Annotated in this window: 15 protein-coding genes; all 15 read right to left on the bottom strand. The window is 62.3% G+C overall.

All coding sequences use genetic code 11. The annotated features are described in order from the left end of the window. Position 1: 1 nt before the first annotated feature. Positions 2-544, bottom strand: coding sequence for a hypothetical protein (locus tag VMH22_14830; protein ID HTW92964.1), 543 nt, complete (start codon positions 542-544; stop codon positions 2-4). A 257-nt stretch (positions 545-801) separates the two neighbouring features. Next, entirely contained in the window at positions 802-3,591 is a 2,790-nt protein-coding gene (locus VMH22_14825; GenBank protein ID HTW92963.1) for a sigma 54-interacting transcriptional regulator, read from the bottom strand. Positions 3,592-3,991: 400 nt separating this feature from the next. Continuing rightward, complete coding sequence (locus tag VMH22_14820) at positions 3,992-6,682, bottom strand: hypothetical protein (protein ID HTW92962.1); 2,691 nt, start codon at positions 6,680-6,682, stop codon at positions 3,992-3,994. Positions 6,683-6,692: 10 nt separating this feature from the next. Then, a complete protein-coding gene (locus VMH22_14815; GenBank protein ID HTW92961.1) occupies positions 6,693-7,610 on the bottom strand; it encodes a hypothetical protein in 918 nt (305 codons plus the stop codon). Positions 7,611-7,684: 74 nt separating this feature from the next. Next, on the bottom strand, positions 7,685-9,412 hold the full coding sequence (locus VMH22_14810; GenBank protein ID HTW92960.1) for a HAMP domain-containing sensor histidine kinase: 1,728 nt from the start codon (positions 9,410-9,412) through the stop codon (positions 7,685-7,687). 596 nt (positions 9,413-10,008) lie between these two features. Beyond that, positions 10,009-11,217: an ABC transporter permease gene (locus VMH22_14805; protein HTW92959.1), complete on the bottom strand. Its 1,209-nt coding sequence runs from the start codon at positions 11,215-11,217 to the stop codon at positions 10,009-10,011. Further along, complete coding sequence (locus tag VMH22_14800; protein HTW92958.1) at positions 11,214-11,948, bottom strand: ABC transporter ATP-binding protein; 735 nt, start codon at positions 11,946-11,948, stop codon at positions 11,214-11,216. Before VMH22_14800 ends, VMH22_14805 begins: the two co-directional genes overlap by 4 nt. 6 nt (positions 11,949-11,954) lie before the next feature. Further along, positions 11,955-13,376, bottom strand: a complete 1,422-nt coding sequence (locus VMH22_14795) for an efflux RND transporter periplasmic adaptor subunit (protein HTW92957.1) — start codon at positions 13,374-13,376, stop codon at positions 11,955-11,957. A 76-nt stretch (positions 13,377-13,452) separates the two neighbouring features. Next, complete coding sequence (locus tag VMH22_14790; protein ID HTW92956.1) at positions 13,453-14,082, bottom strand: DUF4159 domain-containing protein; 630 nt, start codon at positions 14,080-14,082, stop codon at positions 13,453-13,455. A 118-nt stretch (positions 14,083-14,200) separates the two neighbouring features. Beyond that, complete coding sequence (locus VMH22_14785) at positions 14,201-15,064, bottom strand: PHP domain-containing protein (protein HTW92955.1); 864 nt, start codon at positions 15,062-15,064, stop codon at positions 14,201-14,203. 174 nt (positions 15,065-15,238) lie between these two features. Beyond that, positions 15,239-16,753 carry a glutamate formimidoyltransferase gene (gene ftcD / locus VMH22_14780; protein ID HTW92954.1) on the bottom strand — a complete coding sequence of 505 codons (1,515 nt, stop codon included), beginning with the start codon at positions 16,751-16,753 and terminating at the stop codon, positions 15,239-15,241. 175 nt (positions 16,754-16,928) lie between these two features. Beyond that, positions 16,929-18,746, bottom strand: coding sequence for a nidogen-like domain-containing protein (locus VMH22_14775; GenBank protein ID HTW92953.1), 1,818 nt, complete (start codon positions 18,744-18,746; stop codon positions 16,929-16,931). Continuing rightward, on the bottom strand, positions 18,743-20,929 hold the full coding sequence (locus VMH22_14770; protein ID HTW92952.1) for a hypothetical protein: 2,187 nt from the start codon (positions 20,927-20,929) through the stop codon (positions 18,743-18,745). Before VMH22_14770 ends, VMH22_14775 begins: the two co-directional genes overlap by 4 nt. A 162-nt stretch (positions 20,930-21,091) precedes the next feature. Continuing rightward, on the bottom strand, positions 21,092-21,706 hold the full coding sequence (locus VMH22_14765; protein HTW92951.1) for a FlgD immunoglobulin-like domain containing protein: 615 nt from the start codon (positions 21,704-21,706) through the stop codon (positions 21,092-21,094). A gap of 249 nt (positions 21,707-21,955) precedes the next feature. Further along, complete coding sequence (locus VMH22_14760) at positions 21,956-23,332, bottom strand: T9SS type A sorting domain-containing protein (GenBank protein ID HTW92950.1); 1,377 nt, start codon at positions 23,330-23,332, stop codon at positions 21,956-21,958. Positions 23,333-23,450: the final 118 nt, after the last annotated feature.

The following is a 23,450-nucleotide window of genomic DNA, read 5'->3' as shown; positions in this document are numbered from 1 at the left end:
TTCATTCTCCGGCCCAGACTTCCCGCACGGCTCTTGCCAGTTCCGAAAGCTCACAGGCATCGCCACGGTATTCAACACAGGCGCAGCCATTCCCGCCCGGTCGTTCGACCACGACATCCAATGGGACATCTCTGGGACTCGCACAGTGAGGGTCGTTCGCAAACACCCTCAAGACCATGGCCAGAGCGACTGTCAGACGGTCCGGGGCGTCCAGCAGCAGGCCGGGCCCGAAGAAGACCGCGAGCGGGACGTTGGTTGACACAGAAGGGGCTAGGGGCTGGGGATTAGGGGCTGGGGTTCGGATTCCGGAGCTGACCCCTGAGCCCTGATCCCCGAACCCTGCTCCGGACGGGCCTTCGTCGCGCATGTTGACCCTCTGCCAGGCTGAGCGTATGTACGGGGTGGCTGGATGGTAACGGAACTCGCCGGCATTGGCTGCCGTGGAGAAGTTGCCGGGAAGAAGAGCGATTACGACCGGAACCCGGCAACCGAGTTCCCGAGCTCTTGCTCCTACGTCAACAAAGCTCTTCATCTGGACTAACATCGCGGGATGTAAAAGCAGGAAGTGTTCCAGTAGCCGATGAGAGGCGGAAATCAGAGCATATCAGGCGGGCGCGCGATCTCGGGCTTTCAGGAGAGGACGCGGAGTTGTGCCATCCGTGACACAGTAGTAACTACGGGGAGCTCTGTAAGCCAGCCGTCTTCAGCTAGTTGTTGACATGTGTGTCACGAATGACGCATTGTGTCATCCATGACACAGGTTCAGGAACTGTACGGCGCTGGGATTGTTCCCCGGAACAGCTAGTCGGGGTTGTTGTCTATGTTGTGTTTGCGCAGCAGGCGATAGAATTGGCTGCGGCTGAGACCTGCAAGTCTGCTGGCTTTGGAGATGTTCCCATCCGCTTCCCTAAGGGCGCCAATAAGCAACGCCCTCTCTGAACCGTCCGTCTCTTCGCGGAACTTGGCGTGGAGGTCCCCAGGCGTGTGCCCGGTCAATTCGGCTCCGGATTGCCTGAACTCAGGCGGAAGGTTGGTCGTCTGGAGCTCATCGCCGTCGCAGACAATCGCTGCCCTCTCGACTACGTGTTGGAGCTGACGGACGTTGCCGGGCCAAGGGAAAGCGGCAAAGAGAGTCAGGACCTCGTCGCTCGCACCGTTGACAGACCGGCCGTATTCCTGGGCCGCGCGAGTGATGAAGAACTGCGTCAGCGCAGGTATGTCTTCTGGCCGCTCACGCAATGGCGGCAGAGCAAGTTGAACCGTGTTGAGCCGGTACAGCAGGTCGCGCCGGAACAGGCCCTGACGTTCGCGCAGGTCGAGGTCCATGTTCGTTGCCGCGACAACGCGAGCCTCGATGGGCGTTTCCTTCGTTCCGCCGACGCGCATGACCGTCTTGCTGTCGATTGCCCGCAGCAGCTTTCCCTGCAAGTTCAGGGCCATGTCTCCGATTTCGTCCAGGAAGATGGTCCCTTTGCCCGCCAGCTCAAACTTGCCCGGCCGCGCAACGACACCTGTAGCCGCGCCTGCTTCGACCCCGAAGAACTCGGCTTCGAGCAGACTTTCCGGCACGGCCGCGCAGTTGACCGTTACAAAGGGATGGTCGGCGCGAGGGCCCGACTCGTGCAGGGCGCGGGCGATTAGTTCCTTGCCCGTGCCGCTTTCCCCGCGTATGAGCACCTGAACGCGGGGCGCAGCCATTCGCACGGCGAGACTGAGCACGTCGAGCACGACGCGATTCCGACCTACAACGCCTCTGAACCGCAGCCCCGGTATCCGCACCGCAGTGTCGGATTCGATGGCCCTGAGCTTCCCCAGTTTCGCAAGCGCGGGCGCAAGCGTGCCGGACACGACCTCCAGCGCTTCCGGATTGACTCGCTCCTTCAGCGGCAGGGAGCGCCTGAGCACGATGAGACCGACCACGGCCTCGGCTTGTCTCACCGGCAGCAGCAGCTCAAGGTCGGTCTGTTCGAGGCCGGAGGGCGTCCCTCGTTCCTCGTTCCTCGTCAATTCTTGTTTCTGGTCTCTGGTTTCTGAATTCTGCTCTATTCGGTTTCCGTGTTCCTGACCCCTGGCCCCTAACCCCTGACCCCTGACCGTCAGGTCCGGGTTGCCGAGGGTCGCGACCGGACTGCCGTCGATAAGCACCGCGCCCTGCTCAAACCGCATGTTGTCGCAGAGCATCGAGAGGGCGCGCTCAATGAACTGCTCGGGCGCTAGCCCAAGCGTGGTGATACTGAGCATCGCCTGGAGCAGGGCGGAATTGAGGTCGGTTTGCATCTCGATGCGGTAAAGCAGCCGGCTCGCCTCTTCGGCCTCGGCCACGACGGCGAGACGGCGGAACGTTTGAGCCGCGGCTTGGAGCCTTAGCCGGGCCTCTTCAGGCCGATTCGCTGCCAGGAGCTCTCGTCCGTGCTGCAGTCGCGTGAGCGCGAGCTCAAATGTGTCCCCGAGAGGTTCCAGCTTGACCTCGGAACGATTGAAGAGTTCAAGAGCGTGGTCCGATGCGCCACGGGCCGCAGACAGGAGCGCCTGAACGCGCATTACCTCGCCTTGTTCTGTTTTCAGATTCAGGTCGGTCGCGTGGTGCTCGGCCTGAGCCAGCAGATCGCCTGCTGCTTCGAGCCGGCCCTGAGCCAGTGCAATTTCGGCCCGGCGACGGCTCAGAGCCGCAAGCACCTTTCGGTCTTTGGCCGCTTCGCACAGCAGTGTGGCTTCGTTGAGCAGCTCTTGCGCCTTAGCAAGGTCCCCGCCGAGGAAGTGGGTCCAGCCCAGGTTGGACAGCGCCTCTCTGTACATTCGCCCTGAACGCTGCTTTTCCCGCTCTCCCTCGGCTACGGTGCGAAACATGAGGGCGGCGTCCTCGTAATCGGACCGCTTTAGTGACAGTTCCCCAAGCGCCATTCGTGCCGCATCAAGCGGGTCGGAGAGCCCGTGGTCTTCACAAAGCTCCATCACTCGGTAGAAGTTCTGGGTCGCCTCGACCCAACGGCCCATGGCTGCAAGAGTCCAGCCGATGTTGTGCAGGGCGATGGCCTTGCCGTGCGCGTCTTCGACTTCGTTGCTTACTTTCAGGCACTGCTGGTAGCAGGCCAGCGCCTCGTCAAACTCACCCTGTAGGCCATAGACTCCGGCAAGCTCATTCAGTGCAATCCGTTCTCCCTGCCGGGACCCGGTTTGGCGGGTGATTTCCAGGAACTCTTTGAAGCAGTCAAGCGCAGCTTGAAACTCGCTGCGGTCCCGGTGGATGATGCCGAGGAGGTTGAGTCCCTTCGCACGTGAGAGACGGTCCGCGGTTGCGTCCGCGACCTGGAACACAGTCTCAGCACAACGCGTCGCACCACCCAGGTCGCCGGCGCGGCGGAGCAGTTCGCCGAGCACGTATGCGGCCCTGCCTTTGTCCTTGGGTCGGCCGGCAGCGTCGGCTTCGGCCAGAACTTGTTCCAGCAGCGGTCTGGCAGCAACCGGGTCGCTGAGCCAGAGCGCCTCGGCAAGGAGCAGAGCAGCCTCGACCCGTTCTGCCGGCGTCGTGGCCGCGGCCAACTGTGCGCGCAGCGCCTGTACCTTGTCCGGTGCGTCAGTTGTGCCACTCATGATGGAACAGTGGTCAGCATAGTCCTGACCCTTGCCAAGTCAAGCGGCGGCTCGGTTGGGGCCAGAGGCTAGGGGTCGGGGATCGGGGGTCAGGGGTCGGGGACCAGGGATTGGGAGTCTGTCTTCCGCTGCCAGTCAAGCCGCCCTGATTCCGAAGTTGATGGCCACGAAGACACGAAAACGGAATGAAACCGAGCCGAAGCAGACATCTACAGATTCCACAGATTCCGGAAGATTGGGTTGCCGGGCGCGAACCACGAGGCCGGATGAAGATGAGCCGGAGCGGACATCCACAGACGGGTCCTGCTGCCTCGGCGAGGGCCGCACGCGAAAGACACGGGGCGGCGCTGCGGCCGCCCCTGCCCTGTCTACTGTCTACTGCCTTCTGTCTGCTACTGGCTCACCTCGTCACCACGACCTTCGTGACGCGCGGCGCCTCACGCTTCACGCCTGACGCCGGCCGCACAAAGTAGACACCGGGCGCAAGATGACTCACGTCGTTCGCGCCGGGGTGAAGGTCGAGCACCTTGCGGCCGCTTATGTCCAGCAGCGTGGGGCCGAAAGTGGGGACAGTCCCTGAAGGTACGGTCCCCATTTTCGGCAGGAACAGCACACCGCGGACGATGGTGGCTCCGCCATTCGCCAATCGCCGTTCGCTATTCGCCAATTCCTCGATGCCTTGTCCCGGCGTCGGGTTGAAGTCTCCCCAGATCCGGTCAGTGTTGTAGGTCTTGTTCCCGATCGTCCCGGCCCAGCCTTCATACACGAGGAACAACTCGCCGCCGGGACCTCGCGTCATCGCCAGGTGCGACTGTACTCCTTCCTGCTGTACGACCCGCCCGTAGTCGAAAACCGACCCGCCCTGCGACACCCGCGTTCCGTAGATGTCGGGCGCGCCGCTGTTGCATTGGTCTTCCCAGAGTACGAGGTAGTTCGCGCCGTCGAAGGCAAGAGCCGGGTCGAGCTGGTTCCATTCCGCCGTCGAGATGGCAATGCCCGATGGGTCAAGTACGCCACCCCCGGGCGTCACCCGAGCCCCGTAGATGTCCGAGTAGATGCTGCGTCGGTAGTCTTCCCAGACTACGAGATAGTTCGCACCGCTGAAGGCAAGGGCGGGATTCTCCTGGTTCTCCGGTTCCTTCGCAATCGCAATACCCGAGGGGTCAAGCACGTTGCCTCCGGGCGTCACCCGCGCGCCGTAGATATCAAAGAAGGTGCTGTCACTCCGGCGTTCATCTTGCCAGACCACGAGGTAATTCGTGCCGTCAAAGCCGACCACAGGAGAGCACTGCCGGTTGGTGACCTCGGAAATGGCAATGCCTGACGGGTCGAGCACCGTGCCTTGCGGCGTAACCCGCGCTCCGTAAATGTGGGAGGTGGTGTCGCGGCCGTCCTGCCAGACTACGAGGTAGTTCGCACCGCTGGAGCCGATGGCAGGAGCGTCTTGCTGGCCTGTCGCCTGCGAGATGGGGATGCCGGATGGGTCGAGCACCTCGCCGCCGGGAGTCACTCGCGTGCCATAGATGTGAGCCAGGTCGCCGCTGCGGTAGTCTTCCCACACGACGAGGTAGTTCGAGTCACCGAGCGCTACGGCGGGAGCGACCTGGTCATTCGCCGCGGTCGAGACGGCGATTTCAGTGGTATCGAGCACCGTGCCGCCGGAAGCTACCCGCGTACCGTAAACGTCGGAGTAGCCGCCGCGGCGGTCATCCCACACCACAAGGTAGTTGGCATTGTTAAAGCCGATGGCAGGGGTACGCTCTTCCCTCGCCGCCTCTGTGATCAGCAGGCCGGACGAATCCAGGACGCCCCCGCCGGGGGCCACTCGCACTCCGTAAATGTCAGGCTCCCCCGGCTTGTTACGCTCGTCCTGCCACACGGCGAGGGCGTTCCTGCCGTCAAAGCTGATGGCCGGAGCGCCCTGGCCATTTGCCGCCGCCGTGACGACGATGCCGCCGGGGTCGAGCACCGCTCCGTCGGGCGACACACGCGTTCCGTGGATATCGGAGGAACTGCCGCCGCCCTCCTGCCATACCACGAGGAAGTTCGCGCTGTCGAGCCCGACCGCCGGTACCAACTCCACGCCCGATGCCGTGCAGATACCAATGGTATTGCTGTCCAGCACCATGCCCCCGGGCGTCACCCGCACGCCGTAAATCCCCAATTCGGGAGGGAAACTGCCCCGCATGTCCTGCCACGCCACGAGATAGTTCGTACCGTTGAAGGCCATGGCCGGAGTGAACTGGCCATTCGCCGTATACGAGACCAGGAATCCATTGGGGAGAATCACGCTGCCCTGCTGCGTCACCAGGGTAGCATAGATGTACGAAACACTGTCGGCAGCGCGCATGTCCTGCCATGCCACCAGGAAGTTCGTGCCGCCAAAGCCGATCGCCGGTGTGTACTGGGCGTGCGCGAAGGTCGAGATGGCAAAGCCGTTCGAGTCAAGGACCTGCCCCATGGGCGTAACCCGCGCGCCGTAGATGTCGGATGAATCCGGCAGGTTGCGGTTGTCCTGCCACACGACGAGGTAGTTCGAGTCGCCGAACGCGACCCTGGGATTCTGCTGTTCGTTCGGTTCCGTGCAGATGGGAATGCCGTTCGCGTCGAGCACCGTACCCTGCTGAGTTACCCGCGCGCCGTAGATGTCGTAGGCGAATCCTCTGCGGTAGTCCTGCCACACCACGAGGAAGTCAGTGCCGTCAAAGCCTATAGCAGGATGGCGCTGGTCGAACGGCGCGCCCGAGATCATGAAGCCCGATGGGTCCAGAATCACGCCTTGCGGCGTCACCCGCGCGGCGCAGATGTCGTAGCTTCCGCTGCGGTGGTCCTCCCACGCCACAAGATAGTTCGTTCCGTCAAAGGCGATGGCAGGTGCATTCTGAGACCCGGGCGCCGGCACGAGCACGCTGCTGGTGTCCAGCAGAAACTCGCCGCCGACGATGGCCGATGGCTTGTGGCTGACAGCCGGCCGCCCGGAACGCGCGGACCCGACCCGCCGGACCAAGTCACCAGAGCTGAAGCGAGGCGTGAGGGCAAGTCCGGTTGAAACCATGACGCAGATGACAGCCGGCACGGTACGAAGTCTCATTTCCATACTCCTATCTTGAGATGACGACCTTTCGGACACCAACCGCTGACGGCCGACCGCTGACCGCCTCAAGCACAAAGTACACCCCCGGCGCCAGCGCCCGCACATCGTTCGCGCGGGGATGAAGGTCCATCACCTTTCGCCCCGACATGTCCAGCAGATAGCTTGTGCCTGGGCTTGAGCTTGCGCCGTTCGGCAGGAACAGCACGCTCCGGACGATTGCCGGCCCGCGCGTGCGGCTCGCGGCCTGTGGCTTGAGGCTCTCTTCGACCCCGGTCGGGTAGAGCACGAGCGCCCGGATCAGGTGGTCGGCCGCGTCCATACCCGAAGGCGTGACCCATCCCTGGCCAGGAAGGAACCACCACTCGCGGGGCATCGAATCGAAATGAGTGTCGGAGCTGAAGTACATATTGAAGGAGGACTTCTGCCAGAAACAGAGATAGAAGTCACCCGAGTCAATCGTGACGGGTGACGTCAGATCGTAGTCGCGGAAGACGGTGTCGTGACCCTGCGGGACGTCGCGGCGCAACTGCTCGTACAGCACCGTGCCGGGCAGACCACCGATCCCGTCGTCGTCGAACACGCGCAGGTAGACCTGCCGGCCGCCTGCGGTCGTGTCGCATCCGACTTCGGCCCGCGCACCGACCACGTAACACGGGTACGCCGCAGGCGTGAAGCGCACGGCCGCTCCGAATGAGTCCTTGTCCGAGCACCACCAGGTCTGGGGAGTGCCGTCGTCGTAGACGATGACAGTAGTGTCATCCAGACCCGCGCCTGCCGTGCGCCCGCTGCCGTGGGCGTAGCCTTGAGCCTGTTGTCTCGGGGCAGGGACCGGTCGGCAAAGGCCAGGTTCGCTGCCCGCCACGCATGCGCCGGGCGCCAAGGCCGCCGTCACGACAAGAGCAATGGACAGCACGACGTTCTGCACCGCTGCCTCCTGATTTAGATTATGAGAGTATACGCTCGGCAGCGCTTGGCTGTCAAGCCAGCGAGATCAGAGGGTCAAGCCGCGGAGATAACCGGGCCCGATTCAGGCAGGAACACGGTGAACGTCGAACCGGCGCCGACCTTCGACTCGACCTTGATGGTTCCGCCGTGGCTCTCGACGATCTTCTTCACGATCACGAGCCCCAGCCCGGTGCTACGCTCGCCTTCGACCGGCTTGGTCTTACCGCGGCTGAATGGCTTGAACAGCGATTCCATCTCATTGGGCGGGATGCCCGCGCCCTGGTCGCGCACCTCGATGGTAACGCCACCGGCGACCCGCGTGAGCTCCATCGTGGTCATGGTTCCGGGCCTGGAGAACTTCACCGCATTTGACAGCAGGTTGTTGAACACCTGCCAGATTTTGGGCCGGTCGACAGTCAGTGTCGGCAGGTCGATCGGTCGCCTGAGCGCGAGCTTCACGTCGTGCTTCTCGGCAAGCAGCCGATTGAACGCAACGTTCTCCTCGGCCAGAGCGCCCAGGTCAACCGGCGTCAAGTCCAGGTTTACCTTGCCCGACTCGATCTTGGCCACGTCGAGGAGGTTGTCGACCAGCCCAAGCATGAAATCGCTGTCCCGCTTCAACACCGCTATCACCTGTTCCTGCTCCGCGCTGAGCTTGCCGATCTTGCCGTCGAGCATCAACTCAGTGAAACCGAGGAAAACCGCCAGCGGGTTGCGCAGGTCGTGCGCGGCCATGCCAAGGAACTCGTTCTTCTGGTTGTTCAGCTCGGCCAGCTTCAGGTTGTCGTCGTGCCGTTCCGCGGTCACACGGGCAATCGAGCCGCCGGTCTCCTGCAGGCGCGATATCATGGAGTCGTGCAGGCGTGCGAGGTCGGCGACCTCGTCCCGCGTCTTCATGTCCAGCCGCGGCGTAGTGGTTGCGAACGACCGGGAAAGGTCCCCTTCCGATATTGCCCTGGTCGTGTCAGCCAGCCGGTCGATGTCGCCGGCCACGCCTCGGGTCTGTCCCTGCAGCTTCACCACCGGCGCCGATATGCGTTGCCGGTAGGTGTCGAGCGAGACAAGGGTCAGGGCCAGCAGCAGGGCGACCAGCGCTCCGCCCAGCCGAAAGCACAAGTCGGCGCGGCCCTGGTAGCGGGCTATCGCAGCGGTGGCGCGATCCTCGATTTGCGCCACAAAGTCGTCCAGCGGCTGCGTCGCCCCGGTCTTGAGCCGATTGTAGGTCGAATCACTCAACGCCGCCGCGGCTTTGACCGGGTCCGGCTCACCCGTCTTTGTAAACCCGCCCGCGCCGTCGGCCATCTCGCCCCTGGCGGTGTGCATCGCGGCCAGCTCGATACTCACTGCTGAATCGGAACTGGCGCCAGCCTGATCGAGCTGCGCGAAAACGTCTGCGCCAACATCGAGCCGGGCAAACATCTGGCGCAGCAAGTCGGCGCTCAATGCGACCAGCGGCGCTTCGGGCTTGTTCGCAACTATGTACCAGTACAACCGGGCGTAGTTCTCCGACTCGGCCTGGTCGCCAGCACGGAGCGCCAGCAAATCGTTGTAGCGCTGCCGGTAGTCTTCGTCGCCGGTCGCGACGAAAAGCCGAGCCAGCAGGGGCAGCTCGCTCGAACTCTGGCGCAGTTCATCGGCCAGCAGATTGGAGTCGAGCCGCGCGCGCTCGACTTGCCTGAGGTACTGCTGGTTGAAGAACAGGTAGCCGGTGACAACGCCCAGCGCCGTGGCGACAACAAGGTAGGCGCCGGTCACGAGCTCGAACGTCCGGCGGATGGTCATTGCGCCAAAGGCCTCAAGTCCGGTATCGCGCTGACCACCTGCGGACGCAGATTTCGAGCAATGCGGCCAATGGCTCGCCGGTTTCAGTGCGGGGATCAGCTTTCAGCTCAATTGGACGCATGGTGGAAGCGGCAAGAAGAACCGCGCGACAAGCGCGAACGGTAAATGAGGCATAACTCCAGCGCCTTTGGCTGGTTGAAGGCATGGGCAAGGCTTGAAAACCGCATATAGGGATCGCCCGGGGGCCAGGCTTTGAGGAAGGAACAGACCAAGGTTCAGATTGAGGTCAAGAAACAGGTTTGAAGGAAGCATTGAGGCAAGCGTTGAGGTGAAGAATGAACGGAGCTTTGAAGCAAGCGTTGCGAGAAGCGATGCGCCGAGCCTTAAGATGAGCGATGGGCTATCCGATGTGACGAGCTTTGAGCTGAGCAAAAGAAGATGCCATGAAGTAAGCTTCTGAGTATGCACTCCAAGGTGCTTTCCGGCGAACTCTGACACGGGCTTTCTGGCTAGCTTTCAAGGGAGCCTCCAGGGGCATCTTAGTTTCAAGATTGATGATCGTAGATTGCCGACGGATGTCGGTCGGCTCGCTGAGACTACTCGTAGCGGAGCGCTTCGATGGGATCGAGGTTGGCAGCCCGGCGAGCCGGATAGTAGCCGAAGAAAATGCCGACCACTGCCGAGAAGCAGAACGCGAGCACAATGGCTCCGGGTACGATCGGCGTGTTCCACTTGGCGATGAGCCCGAGTAGCTGGGAAACGCCGAGCCCGAACAGGATACCGATGATGCCGCCCAAGAGGCTCGTAACCACCGCCTCGACGAGAAACTGGAGCAGGACGTCACGGGCTTTGGCGCCCACAGCCATCCTGATGCCGATTTCTCGCGTCCGCTCGGTGACCGAGACCAGCATGATGTTCATGATACCGATACCGCCGACCAGCAGCGAGACCGAGGCGATGCTCGCCAGCAGGAGAGTCAGGATGCTCGACGATTGCTGAACGGCCGAGGCGACGTCGGCCACGTTGCGCACCGTGAAATCGTCGTCCTGTCCGGTCCGGATGTTGTGTCGGGCCCGCAATTGGTCGGTCACTTCATTCTGCGCAGCATCGGCTGTCTTCTGCGATGCCGCGGACACCATGAGCTGGTTGATGAAGGTCTGCCCGGTCAACCGACGCATGGCGGTGGTAACCGGAATAAGTATGATGTCGTCCTGGTCACTGCCCTTGACCGCCAGGACGCCGACGACGGTGAACGGTACGTTGTTGACGCGGATGACGGCACCGACCGGCTCCTCGTCCGGGAACAGGTTGTCTGCGACCGTCTTGCCCAGGACGCAGACCTTGGTTGCCGCGTCGCCGTCGGCGCTGGTGAACATCGCACCATCGGCAATATCCCAGCTCCGCACCGTCAGGTAGTCAGGTGTCGTCCCGTTGATCTGCGTGAACCAGTTCTGATTACTGTAGACCGCCTGCGCCCCGCGCCTGACAATGGGCGCGACCGCGACCACGTCCGGGCAGTTCTGGGCAATAGCCGCCGCGTCGTCGAGCGTCAGAGTTGCCACCGTGCTGCCGGCGCCGCCGCGCACGCCCCCGGCGTTGAAGGAACCGGGGAAAACGTACAGGACATTCGCGCCCAGCGAAGCGATGCGCTGCTTTATCTGTGCCGTGGCGCCCTGCCCGACCGAAACCATCGCGACTACTGCTCCGACCCCGATGATGATACCGAGCATGGTGAGGAGTGAACGGAGTTTGTGGACCTGCAGGGCGCGCAGGGCAATCCGGAGGGTCATGCCGAAGTCAATCATGCTGCCTGCATCTGCGCCAGGTCGTCTTCCGCCACGCGCGGGGAAGCCACCGCCACGTCGCTAACAATCCGACCATCACGGAACATTACGTTGCGCATCGCGAACGTGGCGATGTCGAGCTCATGCGTCACCAGCACGACCGAGATACCCTCCTGGTTGAGCCGCTGGAATATGGCCATGATCTCGAAGCTTGTCCGGGTGTCGAGGTTTCCGGTCGGCTCGTCGGCCAGGATGAGCGGCGGATGGTTGACGAGCGAGCGGGCAATCGCCACGCGCTGCTGCTCGCCGCCCGAGAGCTGGGTTATCTGGTTGTGCATCTTCGTACCAAGCCCGACGCGCGATAGCGCATCCTCTGCCCTCGCTCTGCGTTCGGCAGCCGATGTGCCGGAATACATGAGTGGCAGCTCGACGTTCTCGACTACGGGCGTGCGGGCGAGCAGGCTGAAGTTCTGGAACACAAAACCGATCTTGCGGTTACGGATTGTGGCCCGTTCGTTGCGGTCCAGGTGCGTGATATCGGTCCCGTCAAGGAATATCGTACCCTCATCCGGATGGTCGAGGCATCCCAGCAGGTTCATGAACGTGGACTTGCCCGAACCGGACGGACCCATTATCGCCACGAACTGGCCGGACGGAATACTGATGGACACGTCGCGCAGAGCCTTGACTTCAGTCTCGCCGACCTTGTAGGTCTTGCTGACGGACTCGACACGAATTACGTCGGATGGCATTCTCGTCTACCTGCCGCCGCCACGCGGCGGCCCGCCCGGCCCGCCGAACGAGAATGGAGACCCGCGGTTCTGACTTGAGGTCGAGGCCGCGGCTGCGTTCCCGTGTGCAAGACCGGTAATAACGAGGTCTCCTTCTGAGAGGCCATCCAGGACTTCGGTATTGGCGGCGTCCGCCAGCCCGACATGGACCCGGTGCGGAACCGGTTTGCCGTTTTGCAGCACGAATACCATTCTGGTTTTCGGTATGACGCCGCCCGGAGCAGCGGTGGTGTCACGCGATGTGCCGGCGCGTCCTGACTCCGCCGCAACCGCTCCGGACCATGCTCCGTGGTGCAAGCCGCCGCCGAAGCCGTGCCCGCCCTGCATCCCCTGACCGGAGGATGTCTGTCCTGCCACTGCCTGACCAGTCGCTGTCTGCCCCATTCCACCTGCGGTTGAATCGCGGCCTGCACCGCCGGTTTGCCAGTTCGACTTCCGCGACGCCCCGGGCCAGGAGAATCCAATCGCCGAGGCCAGCTTGGCACCTATGGCGCCATTCGGAACCGTCAGGACGCTGTCGGCCTCCTTCACCACTATCTTGACGTTCGCGGTCATTCCCGGTCGCAGGAGCAGGTGCGGATTCTTCACTCGCACAATACCCACGTAGGTGGTTACGTTCGACACCGTGACCGGCTCATTCCTTACCTGTACGAGCTTGCCGGAAAAAGTGCTCTCCGGGTACGCATCGACATTGAAGGAGGCGACAAGCCCGGTATCGAGCTTGCCCACGTCGGCCTCGTCAATCGAGACCTCGACCTGCATGAAGGACAGGTCGGCGATGTTGAACAACTCTGGGGCCTGGAGGCTGGCCGCGACGGTCTGGCCCGGGTCGACCTTGCGGGCGACCACAATTCCGGACATGGGGGCCGTGATTGTCGTGTAGTCAAGGTTGGTCTGGGCCTGGTCGTGGCTCGCCTGAGCCTGCTGGAGCTTCGCCTCGTCCAGCTCGACATTGGTCAGCGCCTGCAGGTGGTCGCTGTAGGACATCAGCTTGTCGGCAAAGAGAGTGTCTGCCCGCGCGGCAGTCAATTTGTCCTGGTCGAGCGTCGCCTGCGCCGATGCGAGGTTCGCCTGCGCCTGCTTCAGGGCCGCATCATAGTTGCGCGGGTCGATGGTAGCCAGAACCTGTCCGGCACGAACGTAATCGTTGTAGTCGCAGTATATCTTCTCGACTGTACCAGAAACCTGGCTTCCCACCGTAACTTGGTTCACGGGGTTCAGAGTTCCCGTGGCAGAGACGGAGATACTCACGTTGCCGCGCTGGACCGGCGAGGTCCGGTACTTCGCCTTCTTGGGCTTGGTCACTACTAGGATTCCGGCCACAACGAGGACAAGCACGACCACCGCGATTATCACAACTCTGCCGCGCGAAGCTTCTTTGTTAGTCACTTTCACATCCTTGATGTCTTGAACACCTCTTTAGACACCCCAGAATAGCGATTCCTTTGCCGGGGACAATACCAACCTAGTGTGTAAGGAAGTACGAGACGATATTGATACCCATGCGAAACGCCTGTTCGCGCACTTCCGGCGGGTCGTCGTGGGCCGCGGTCCATCCGTCGGATACATTGCTGTTGTAGGTGTAGTAGACAACCATCCGGCCGTTCACGAAGATACCAAAGCCCTGAGGCGGACGACCTTCGTAGTGTATGTGAATCTGAGGCGGCCCGTTCTTGAAGTCATAGACCTGATGGTAGATCGGATGGTCGAAGGGCAGCTCGACCAGCTGGTTGTTTGGGAATACTCGCGCCATCTCGCGGCGGAACGCCTCGTCCATCCCGTAGTCATCGTCCGCGTACACGAAGCCGCCGTTTTCCAGATACTCGCGCAGTCGCTTCACCTCTTCGTCGCTGAAGCTGATGTTACCGTGCCCGGTCATGTACAAGAAGGGGTACTGGTACAGCTTCTCGTCGAGCAGGCTTACCTGCGCCTCGTCGGATGACACGCGCATGTTGGTACGGGAGTTGATTTCCTTGGCCAGATTGGGGACCACTTCCGGATCGTTGTACCAGTCTCCGCCGCCATCATACTTCAATCTTGCTATCTGGAGTTGCGCGAGCCCGACGCTACACAGCAGCGAAGCCGCAAGAAGCACCCTTCTTGCGCAGCAAGTGTGAAGGACTAAGTACAAAGGACAAAGCAAGTAGTAAGCACCAAGGCCGGACTTTCCCCTCTTTGTCCTTTCCGTATTGTTTTGTCCTTGGTCCTTGGCCCTAGCTGCGGCGTTTGTCTCTGAGGTTCTTGACCGCCTGAAGACAGGAGTACGGGACGGTGACGGAACCGAGGAAGACCTTGCCCTGCTTCCTGCCGCCGTGGCAGTCCGAGCCGCCGGTCATCAACAGGCCGTTCTTGGTCGCGATTTCCCGGTAGTGGTCAACGTTACGGGGCCCGTGGTCCGGGTGCCAGACCTCAATACCGTCGGCGCCCGCCGCAATCGCCGCGTAGACGGCACCGTCATTGTGGTACGTTCCCGGATGCGCTACGACCGCCACACCGCCGTTCCGATGGATGAAGTCCATCGCCTCTTGGGGTGCTAGCTGCATCTTCGGAAAGTAAGCAGGCCCATCGTACCCGATGTAACGCTGGAAGGCTTCTTCGATAGTGCGAACCGCGCCGGCTGCGACCAAAGCCTGGGCCACGTGGGGCCGGCCGGTCGCCGCGCCCTGCGCCGCCGCGCGCACCTGCTCGATCGAGATGTTGACGCCCAGCTCCTGCATCTTCGCCACCATCTTCTCGGCCCGCTCGGCTCGCTTCTGCCGCACCATAATGAAGAACTCCTGCACCGCCGGCTTCTGGCAGTCGATGTAGTAACCAAGGACGTGCACGTCGACCCCGTTGGTATTGCAGCTCATCTCCACGCCGGGCACGACTTCGAGCTGCGACTGTCTACCGGCAGAGATGGCGCGGTCGATGCCCCCGACCGCGTCGTGGTCGGTAATCGCGACCGCGGTCAGCTTGAGCCGAGCCGCTTCCGCAACCAGCTCCTCCGGCGTGAACAGCCCGTCGGAGAAGACTGTATGGGCGTGAAGATCGACGCGGCCAGGTCCCGTCGCGTCTTCCTGCTGGTTGTGCGCCATCAGGGACTTATCAACTCAGACTGCAGACTGACACTTGCCAATGTCCAATTACCATTTACCAGTGCCCAATCAAACCCGAATGCCCGATGCCACCCTTACCCCTTCCCTCTCCCTCTGGGAGAGGGCGAGGGTGAGGGACTGGAAACTGGAACCTGGTCACTGGTCATTCGGTCGTCACGCCATCCGGCGTGCGACCGTTTCGCCATATTCTTTGACCAGCGCTTCCATCTCCGACGCCATCCCGTCCATCGTCTGCCGCTTTGCCGCGACCCATTCCTCATCCTTGATGCCGTTCAGATTGGTCAGCACGTTGAGCCGAGCGCCACGGAAGCAGGCGTCGAGGTTCATCGTCCCGACGCCGGCGTCGGTAATCGAGCTCTTGTTGCCGTATTCGACGATCGGCCGGCACTGCTTCAGCACGTCCAGTGCCAGCTTCATCGTCCGGAAGGGAGTTTCCGCGGCGACCTTCAGGGTCTCGCTGATTGCCAGACCCCGCTTCTGTTTCTCCGCCTCCGTCATCTTCGGCAGCTTGTAGGCAGCCATCACCTTCTTGAACGACTCGGCGTCTTCGTCGATGAGCGACACGAATCGCTCGCGCAGCGGCAGCAGCCGGTCGCGCACGGCCGACAGCTCGTCCGAGAACTCCTCGTAGCCCTTCTTGCCCGCGGTCAGGTTCGCGACCATGGTCATCAGCGCCACGCCGATGGCACCGTTCAGTGCCGCCGCCGAGCCGCCGCCGGGTGTCGGCGCGGAAGAAGCGAGGTCGTTGAGAAAATCAGGCAGGCCCTTGGCCGGAACCAACCGGTTCTCGAGAATCTGATCCTTCTTGAAGCCGTTGAGCTGGAGAAAGTACCGCGCGCTCGCATTCAACGCGCCTTGCGGCACCAGGCCGACGATCTCCGACTCGATCACGTTCACGCCCCACCGCGCCGCCTCGCGCCTGACCGTCTCAAACACGCGGTACAGCGGGGTCTTGGTGTAGTCGGTCATGTTGATGGAGACCTGGACGCAACCCTTCTCCTTGACCTCGAATCCCAGCGCCTTGGCGAATCTGAACCCGCCATCGCGGAACCGGATTGCCTTGGCGACGCGCTCGGCAATCTTCAGGTCGGTCGTTGCCAGATTCACGTTGTACGCGATGAGCGGCGCGCGCACCCCGACCACGGTCGCGCCGGCGGTTGAGTGGAGTTCCGGCCGGCCGAAGTCCGGCGCACGCTCCGGGTCGGTGCGGATGGCCTCGCGCAGACCTTCGAACTCCCCGCGCCTTATCTGGGCAAGGTCCACCCGGTCCGGCCGGGTCGCGGCCAACTCGTACAGATAGGTCGGTATCGACAACTCGTCGGCGATCCTCTTGGCCAGCCGCTTGGCCATCTCGATGCACTCTTCCACGGTGGCGCCCGAAATCGGAACGAACGGGACCACGTCGGTAGCGCCGATGCGCGGGTGCTCGCCCTGGTGCTTGTTCAGGTCAATCAGCTCGGCCGCGGTTTTGACCGCCTTGAACGCGGCATCGAGAACCGCTTCCGGTTCGCCGACGAAGCTGATGACGGCGCGGTTGTGGTCGCCGTCCATCTCCTGGTCGAGCATCGCCACGCCGTTGACCGACTTGATGACATTCACAATTCTCTCAATTACGTCGGGCCGGCGGCCTTCGCTGAAATTGGGCACGCACTCGACTATCTTACGCATGGCCGGAACTCCTTTGGTTGAATGGCATGATGTTCAAGGGTTGCTGACCGCAAATCTTATCCGAGGTGGCAGCACTGTCAAATCTGCGCCTCAGACGGAACTCGCCGTCAGCCCGGCCGAAATGAAGGACAGGGCGGCATCATGCCGCCCTGTCAGCATCCGGACGAATGCCCGGCTAGCGAACGAACAGCGCGCGCGCGACCTGTCGCCCGGCCCCGGCCCGCGCCTCGACGAAGTACGCTCCGGCCGGCAGCCGTCGCCCCTTCTCATCCCGGCCGTCCCAGGACGCGATCCCGGCATCGGACAGGGACAGATCGCGAATGCTCCGGCCGGTCACGTCAAGTATCCGCACCGTCGACCGGGGCGATACCAGTCCCCGAAGGCAGACGACCGTGGCGCGGCTGAACGGGTTCGGACTGACCGACAGCCGCGGCAGTTCGACCCGGCCGATTTCGCTGATACCGGTCCGGCCGTCAATCCGCAGCCGTGCCATGATGTCGCCGCTCGAATAGGTGAACCAGCTTGCGGTCGGCGAGCCGAAGTACGACCGCCCGTCAATCGGCGGATGCCGGTCCTCGCCGATCTGCGGCTCGGTTGCATGCGGTTGCCAGAATGCAAGCAGCCAGACGTCTCCGCCCGTGGCCACCTCGGTGTCGGCGGCTACCTCAAGCCATGTATCCGGCTGGCTCGCCGCGACCGAATCGACCAGAACGTACGGGCTGGAACACTGCGGCGCGCCGCTGCTGTCCGGGCAGACCATGACGCTGCTGAACGGCGTCGTATCGTCGACATAAACCCTGGCCTTGAGCAGCCGGTAGTGGCTGTAGGGCACCGAGAACCGGACCGCTCCGGCCCAGGCGTGTGTGGGCGAGCCGTTCTTCATGTACCACGTATCCCGTTCGCCGTTCTCATATCTAAGTTCACCGATGTACGAAGCGGCAACCTCCGTCCGCAGGGTGTCGTTGGCCCGTGACTGGTCTCCCCCGAGTGAAGTGACCAACTCGAGCGCGTAGGTGTCGGCGCCCGGCATCCAGGCCGGAAATTGAAGCATCTTGTCGGTAAGCGGCGCCAGACCGGAGACCGTCAGAGTCTCCTGGTAGCCGCCGCCGATCTTGAGAATGGCCGGGAACGTCGCGCTGTCCAAACCCGTGTTCCGGACATCGACAAGCGGCCGGATGCTGTCCGCGGCCAGAACCGATCCCACGGGCCGCAGGACCGCCACGGGGCAGGCATCAAGATGCAGGCGATAGAACCTCACGGCAAGGCTGTCGTGCAACTCGTTCTCAGCCGGCGAGTCGTTGTAAAGATACTCAAGCCCGACCTGACCGGAATCGTTCTCAATCCCAACCGAGCAGGAGTCGGTGCCGAGCCGGAGTGGTGCGGGCAGCCGCAGGTACTGAAACACAATACCCCCGCTCGTGTCGAGCACGACCTGGAACGTGAAACTGTCGCTGCCGCCGGAGCCGTGGGAGGGCACATCCATCCATGAGACTATGAAGCGACCGTGCGCGGTATCCGCAAGGTAGTAGACCGAGCCGCCCTGAGAGGGGTCGAGGTCGGCCCACAGGGGAGCAATCAGGCTGTTCGGGTCCCGCGTGTCGGGAATCGGTTCGGGATGGAACTGGTGGCTCTGCGATATGAAACTGAGCCAACCGTTGGAGCAGACGCGAATCGAGTCGCGCGAGGTGCCGTAGAAGTTGAGCGAGAAGCCCAGCGCGAACGGTCCCTGATTGTCATCGTCGGCAAGCGGAATCCGTGTGCCGCTGCCGGTGATATCTACCCAATTGAATGTCGGCCCACCGGTCGTATCCGAATCAATCCACCGGTAGCCGCCACGGTCCGGTCCGCCGGCCAGGAGCATCGCGGGCAGGAACAAGAGTAATGCGAGACTGACGATTATAGGCTGCGGTCGAGACTCGTGTCCTCTCCTGACCTTGACCTTAACCCTAACCTCGACCTTAGCCTTAACCTCGACCTGTTCCAGCCGCTTCATCTTGCCCCCAGATAGACGACCGGCTTCGTAACGCTCTTGCCGCCGCCCGAGACCTGACAGAAGTACACGCCCGGGCTCACGCCTCTGCCGAGCCGGTCAGTTCCATCCCAGACGACCTGCTGCGGTCCGTTGCCCGGGACGGCGAACTCACGTACAACTCTTCCGGCACGGTCCAGCAGCCTGACACTCAGGTCCGCCGGCCGGCGCGCGCCCAGTTGTACCGTCAGTCTGCCCCGAAACGGGCTCGGACCGACGGCCGCCCATTGCTCGGCGCCGGCACCGGGCCCGGCGATTCCCGCGCTTCTCTTGTACAGCCGCACCGTTGCGTCGGTGAAGGCGGTGACGTCTTCCTGTTCTTCGTTGGAGAAGACCGCGTAATGATTACCGAGACTGGTCAGGACGAAGCTGTGGTTGGCCGCGGCCGTGTTCTCGTCGTTGACGAAAGCGCGGAACTGCTGGCCGGAGAGGTATTGCTGGAACTGGTCGCGGTCGGTAAGGAAGAAGTCGACCCGCCCCGGTGCGCTCGTCAGGGCGTACACATTCGAACCGTTGGAATTGTAGCAGTCCTGGCCGTAGAGCGCCTCGTGCCCGGCCGCGTAACTAACGTCAATTCGATACTGGTCGAGCGCCGTGCCGCTGTCCGGCAGGATAGTCAGCGAGTCCAGACTGGCCGCGAGCGTACAGCAATAGAAGAAGCTGCTGCCCGGCGCCGCGGAAGCCGAGTCGATTATCTTGCCGGCCGATATGTAGTCGAGCGGACCACTGAGCGTCAGGTAGTAGTTCTGGGCGTCGCCGAGCGGAGTCGTGTAGCGGCCGTTCGCGTCAGTGACACCGTAGAAGCAGGTGGCCATGCCGCCGTACCAGTCCTCGCTTGAGAGCTCGACCAGCTCGCCATCCACCGGCCTCATGGTCAAATCATAGACCTGTACCGTCAGGGTGCAGACGTCGCTGTAGGTGCCGATTTGGTCACGCTGCCAGCCGTCGTTGCGCCAGTCCCAGATTGCCGAGCAGTTCTTACTGCCGCCGTACTTCTTCTCGTATGCGCAGCCCGAATCGGCGATGTGGGTGGTCGGGTCATTCGCGTACGGTATGAACAGGTTGTTCCACCATATCTCGTCCCAGACGTGGTCCTCGTTGATGTCGTTCACGCCGCCGCAGGGAATGAGCGCGGTGCGTGCCGCCGCCTGCACCAGGTCCTGCATCTCACCGCAGTTCCCGTTGTGCTCGTGGGCGATGGTGACCGGCTGTATCGGCCGGTCGCCGGAAGCTCCGTTCGGCATGGTCAGCGCGGCCCAGCGCCCGACGACCGCGACGGCCTGCATCGTATCCTCGAACCCGCCGCCCCACGAGTGCTTCTGTCCGTCCCAGAGGATGGTCGTGGGTGCCAGCGCGGACTCCAGCAGCGGGTATCCCGAATCATTGCAGAAGAAGAAGTACTGACGCCAGAAGTAGCCGTCGACGTACGAAGGCTGCTCGTCCGTGCCCTTGGGCATCATTACCCACCAATAGTAGATGTCGCGCGGAATCTCGACCCAGGTCGTCTCATTCTGCACGCGCACGCGGTACTTCGTCGTCGAATAGTAGTTACCGCCCTGCATCGGGTCGCCGTAGTCGACAATCTGCACGTAGTTCAGGTAAGGGGCGATTTCATACATCTGTTGCACATTGTCGACCAGGAGCTGCGGGTCAACCGCGTTCAGCGTCACCGGTGACAGGTGCGCGACCTCGAAGCAGATTTCATCGTAGTAGCGCTTGTCCGGGCAGTTGAGGATAACGGCGGCCATGCGGTTCTGGGTTGAGCCCAGCCGGCGCAGGTTGTCGGCCAGGTCATCCTTGAGCCAGTCCGGAGCGATCGCCACTGCCATCTTGGACGAGTCGGTCAGGAAGTCAGGCAAGAGCGTATCGCGCAGGGACCCGGTCGCACTGTCGAACACGACCGCCAACCGGTCGCCGGCCGGAATCATCTCGTGCAGAACCATCGAATCGACCAGCGTCCAGCCCGTAACGGCAGGCAGCGGCTGGAGTTTAGTCGTGGGTGCCGGCGTCGGCGGCAGGTGACCGCGCACCGCCAGACGAGTGCATGCACCGGCGTGGACAGGCTCGGGCTTGACCGTCGCGCCCGGCCCGCTGGCGAAAACAAGAGATACCGAGCAAAGAAGGACAATTCTAATAGCCTGTTTCATATCTTATCATCGGGCTGAAATCCGCCCGTGTCAAGCGAACGATTGCATCGAGGAACCAAGCGAAGTGAGCAGCTAGAGTCTAGATGCGAGAAGCTAGAGCAACCAAAGGCTCTGTTTTCTGCACTCTAGCTTCTAGACTCTGACTTCGACCGTATCCGACCGCTACCGCGACAAGATGAGACGCGTAGTTGCGTGTGTTCCCGCAGCGTCGCAGCGAACCAGATACGTCCCTGACGGCAGCAATCTGCCTCCACGGTCTCTTCCGTCCCAGATGGCTTGTGACTTACGACTCACGCCGAGCGTTCTCACGAGCCGTCCCTGCACGTCATAGATGCGCAGCGACGCCGGCACGGAACCGGACGCCTGAGCAGGGAGACTTATCCTCGTGCTGCCGGAAGATGCATAGACCGTGGGCTCGCCCCCATCCCACATCGTCTGAAAGTAGTCGGGGTATTGCCAGCACGACTCTTCCCCATCCTCCGGCCCCCCCGGACTTGTATCTATTTCGTATCCGGAGTCCTCGACAGGGGCAGCAAGGCCCATCGCGCGCAACTCATCCAGCGTGACCCTTGTGTATCCGTCTGGCGCAGAAACCAAGGAGTCACCCCCTGAAATCACGATGACCCCGCCCAGGTAATAAGCCGAGCCGGGTGGCGCACCGACCAACTCGCCACCCTTGTGGGCGTAATACCAAGTCTCTGCCAAAGTCGGCGTTACGCTTCCCGCCAGCAGCAGTAGTAACACTGCTGCGGCCACGAACCATGTCATGCTTCGCATGACTTCCTCCCTATTCGTCTGTGGAGCGCGGCAGTGGATTAGTGGCTCCCTGTCCCGCGGAAGCCCTTGGTCCAGCCCTGCTGTCGGAGCGCAGAGAGAGTTTGGACCACGCCATCTCTGCAGTGGGAGTCTACCTCCCACTACCGCGCCCCGAGCATTCTACCCCCCAGGGGGGTCTTGTCAAGGCTCCTGCGGAAGTTATTCCTGCGTAAGCAATCAGCACTCGGCATGATTAGCAGGTCTTGGCTGTCAGCGTTGCAGAATGACGCGCGCCGCGGCGGACTTGCCGGCAACGGTGCAACAAACCAGATAAGTCCCCGACGGCAGCGTCCTGCCGGAGTTGTCTCGTCCATCCCAGACCACCTGTGGGCTGCGATTCACGGTCAACGTTCGCACCAGTCGCCCCTGCACGTCGTGGACGCGGAGCTGAGTGACGGAGTGGTCAAGTGGTCCAGCGGTCAAGTGCAACACGGTCGATGATCGGAACGGGTTCGGCTCGCAAGTGACGGAGAGGACCGGCCTGAGAGGCGGGCTGGCCTTCGGTTCAGCGACCGCCAAGTTCCCATTCTCATCGGTCTTAACGAGGTAGAAGTCAGAGCGGCCGGCCCCGAGCGAGTATGTCTGTCCGCCAATGATGTAGCCTTGGTCGGAAGTCTGCTGAACAGAATAACCATCGTCGAAGTCGGGGCCGCCAAAGGTCCTCGTCCAGAGAGTGTCGCCATTGGCGTCAGTCCTTACCAAATAAACGTCGGGAAGGCCGGTTCCGCAGGCTCCAACGACGATGTAGCCGCCGTCCTCTACCCGTCGACCACACATGCCTTCCGCGAAGCCCCCCGGCCCACCGATTGTCTTTGTCCAGAGCGTATCACCAACAGAATTCGTCTTTACGAGGTAGAAGGATGCCGAGTCCGACGACCAAGGCCATTTGTAGCCGGCCAGGAAATAGCCGCCGTCGTCAGTCTGCTGAACCGAGCCACCAAAGTCCAACGAATCCTCGCCAAAGGTTCGGGTCCACAGCGTGTCGCCCATGGAATCGGTCTTGATGAGCCAGACGCAATGCTCGCCCGCGCCGAAGGACGTCGTCGTACCGGCGACGACATAACCACCGTCGGTGGTCTGTTGAACGCACTTACCGTCGTCGTCGCCTCCTCCGCCGTATGCCCTTGTCCAGAGGGTCTCGCCCTTGTCATCGGTCTTGATCAGCAGGACATCGCCACTGGTGCCGAAGGGTGCGGTGCGTCCAGCCGCAACATAGCCGCCATCGGCTGTCTGCTCGACCGAGGCCGCATAGCCGACCGCGTAGACACGAGTCCAAAGTATGCCGCCATTGGCGTCGGTCCTCATGAGCCAGACGTCGCTGCTGCCCATGCCGGTGCCGGTATCGCCCACCATGATGTATCCGCCGTCGGTCGTCTGACTAATCGAATTGCCGTCGTCGAGATACGGGCCGCCGAAGACCCTGGTCCACAGCGTGTCCCCGCGCGGATCCGTCTTGATAACATAGCATTTGTCGTTGCCCGCGCCAAACGACTCCGTCATCCCAACCATGATGTAGCCTCCATCGGCCGTTTGCACCGCTTGCGAGCATATGTCATCGGCAGAGCCGCCGTAGGTACGCTGGAACATGATTGGGGAGCTTTGGGAGTGTGATGGCAGAAGAAATGCGACCAGCACTGCTAGAACGAACGCTGAATTGCGGCTTATGAGATCCGCCCTTGTAGAGGGGCGGCTGCGAGGCAGCCCC

Source organism: bacterium, assembly GCA_035505375.1.
Lineage (GTDB): Bacteria > Hydrothermota > Tepidihabitantia > Tepidihabitantales > Tepidihabitantaceae > UBA2258.
Note: the sequence above shows the minus strand (reverse complement) of the source record. Positions and strands in the feature narration are given on the sequence as shown.

Coding starts and splice junctions, on each gene's coding strand:
- VMH22_14830 (HTW92964.1), bottom strand. CDS start 544: ATGTTAGTCCAGATGAAGAGCTTTGTTGACGTAGGAGCAAGAGCTCGG.
- VMH22_14825 (HTW92963.1), bottom strand. CDS start 3,591: ATGAGTGGCACAACTGACGCACCGGACAAGGTACAGGCGCTGCGCGCA.
- VMH22_14820 (HTW92962.1), bottom strand. CDS start 6,682: ATGAGACTTCGTACCGTGCCGGCTGTCATCTGCGTCATGGTTTCAACC.
- VMH22_14810 (HTW92960.1), bottom strand. CDS start 9,412: ATGACCATCCGCCGGACGTTCGAGCTCGTGACCGGCGCCTACCTTGTT.
- VMH22_14805 (HTW92959.1), bottom strand. CDS start 11,217: ATGATTGACTTCGGCATGACCCTCCGGATTGCCCTGCGCGCCCTGCAG.
- VMH22_14800 (HTW92958.1), bottom strand. CDS start 11,948: ATGCCATCCGACGTAATTCGTGTCGAGTCCGTCAGCAAGACCTACAAG.
- VMH22_14785 (HTW92955.1), bottom strand. CDS start 15,064: ATGGCGCACAACCAGCAGGAAGACGCGACGGGACCTGGCCGCGTCGAT.
- ftcD (HTW92954.1), bottom strand. CDS start 16,753: ATGCGTAAGATAGTCGAGTGCGTGCCCAATTTCAGCGAAGGCCGCCGG.
- VMH22_14775 (HTW92953.1), bottom strand. CDS start 18,746: ATGAAGCGGCTGGAACAGGTCGAGGTTAAGGCTAAGGTCGAGGTTAGG.
- VMH22_14770 (HTW92952.1), bottom strand. CDS start 20,929: ATGAAACAGGCTATTAGAATTGTCCTTCTTTGCTCGGTATCTCTTGTT.
- VMH22_14765 (HTW92951.1), bottom strand. CDS start 21,706: ATGCGAAGCATGACATGGTTCGTGGCCGCAGCAGTGTTACTACTGCTG.
- VMH22_14760 (HTW92950.1), bottom strand. CDS start 23,332: ATGTTCCAGCGTACCTACGGCGGCTCTGCCGATGACATATGCTCGCAA.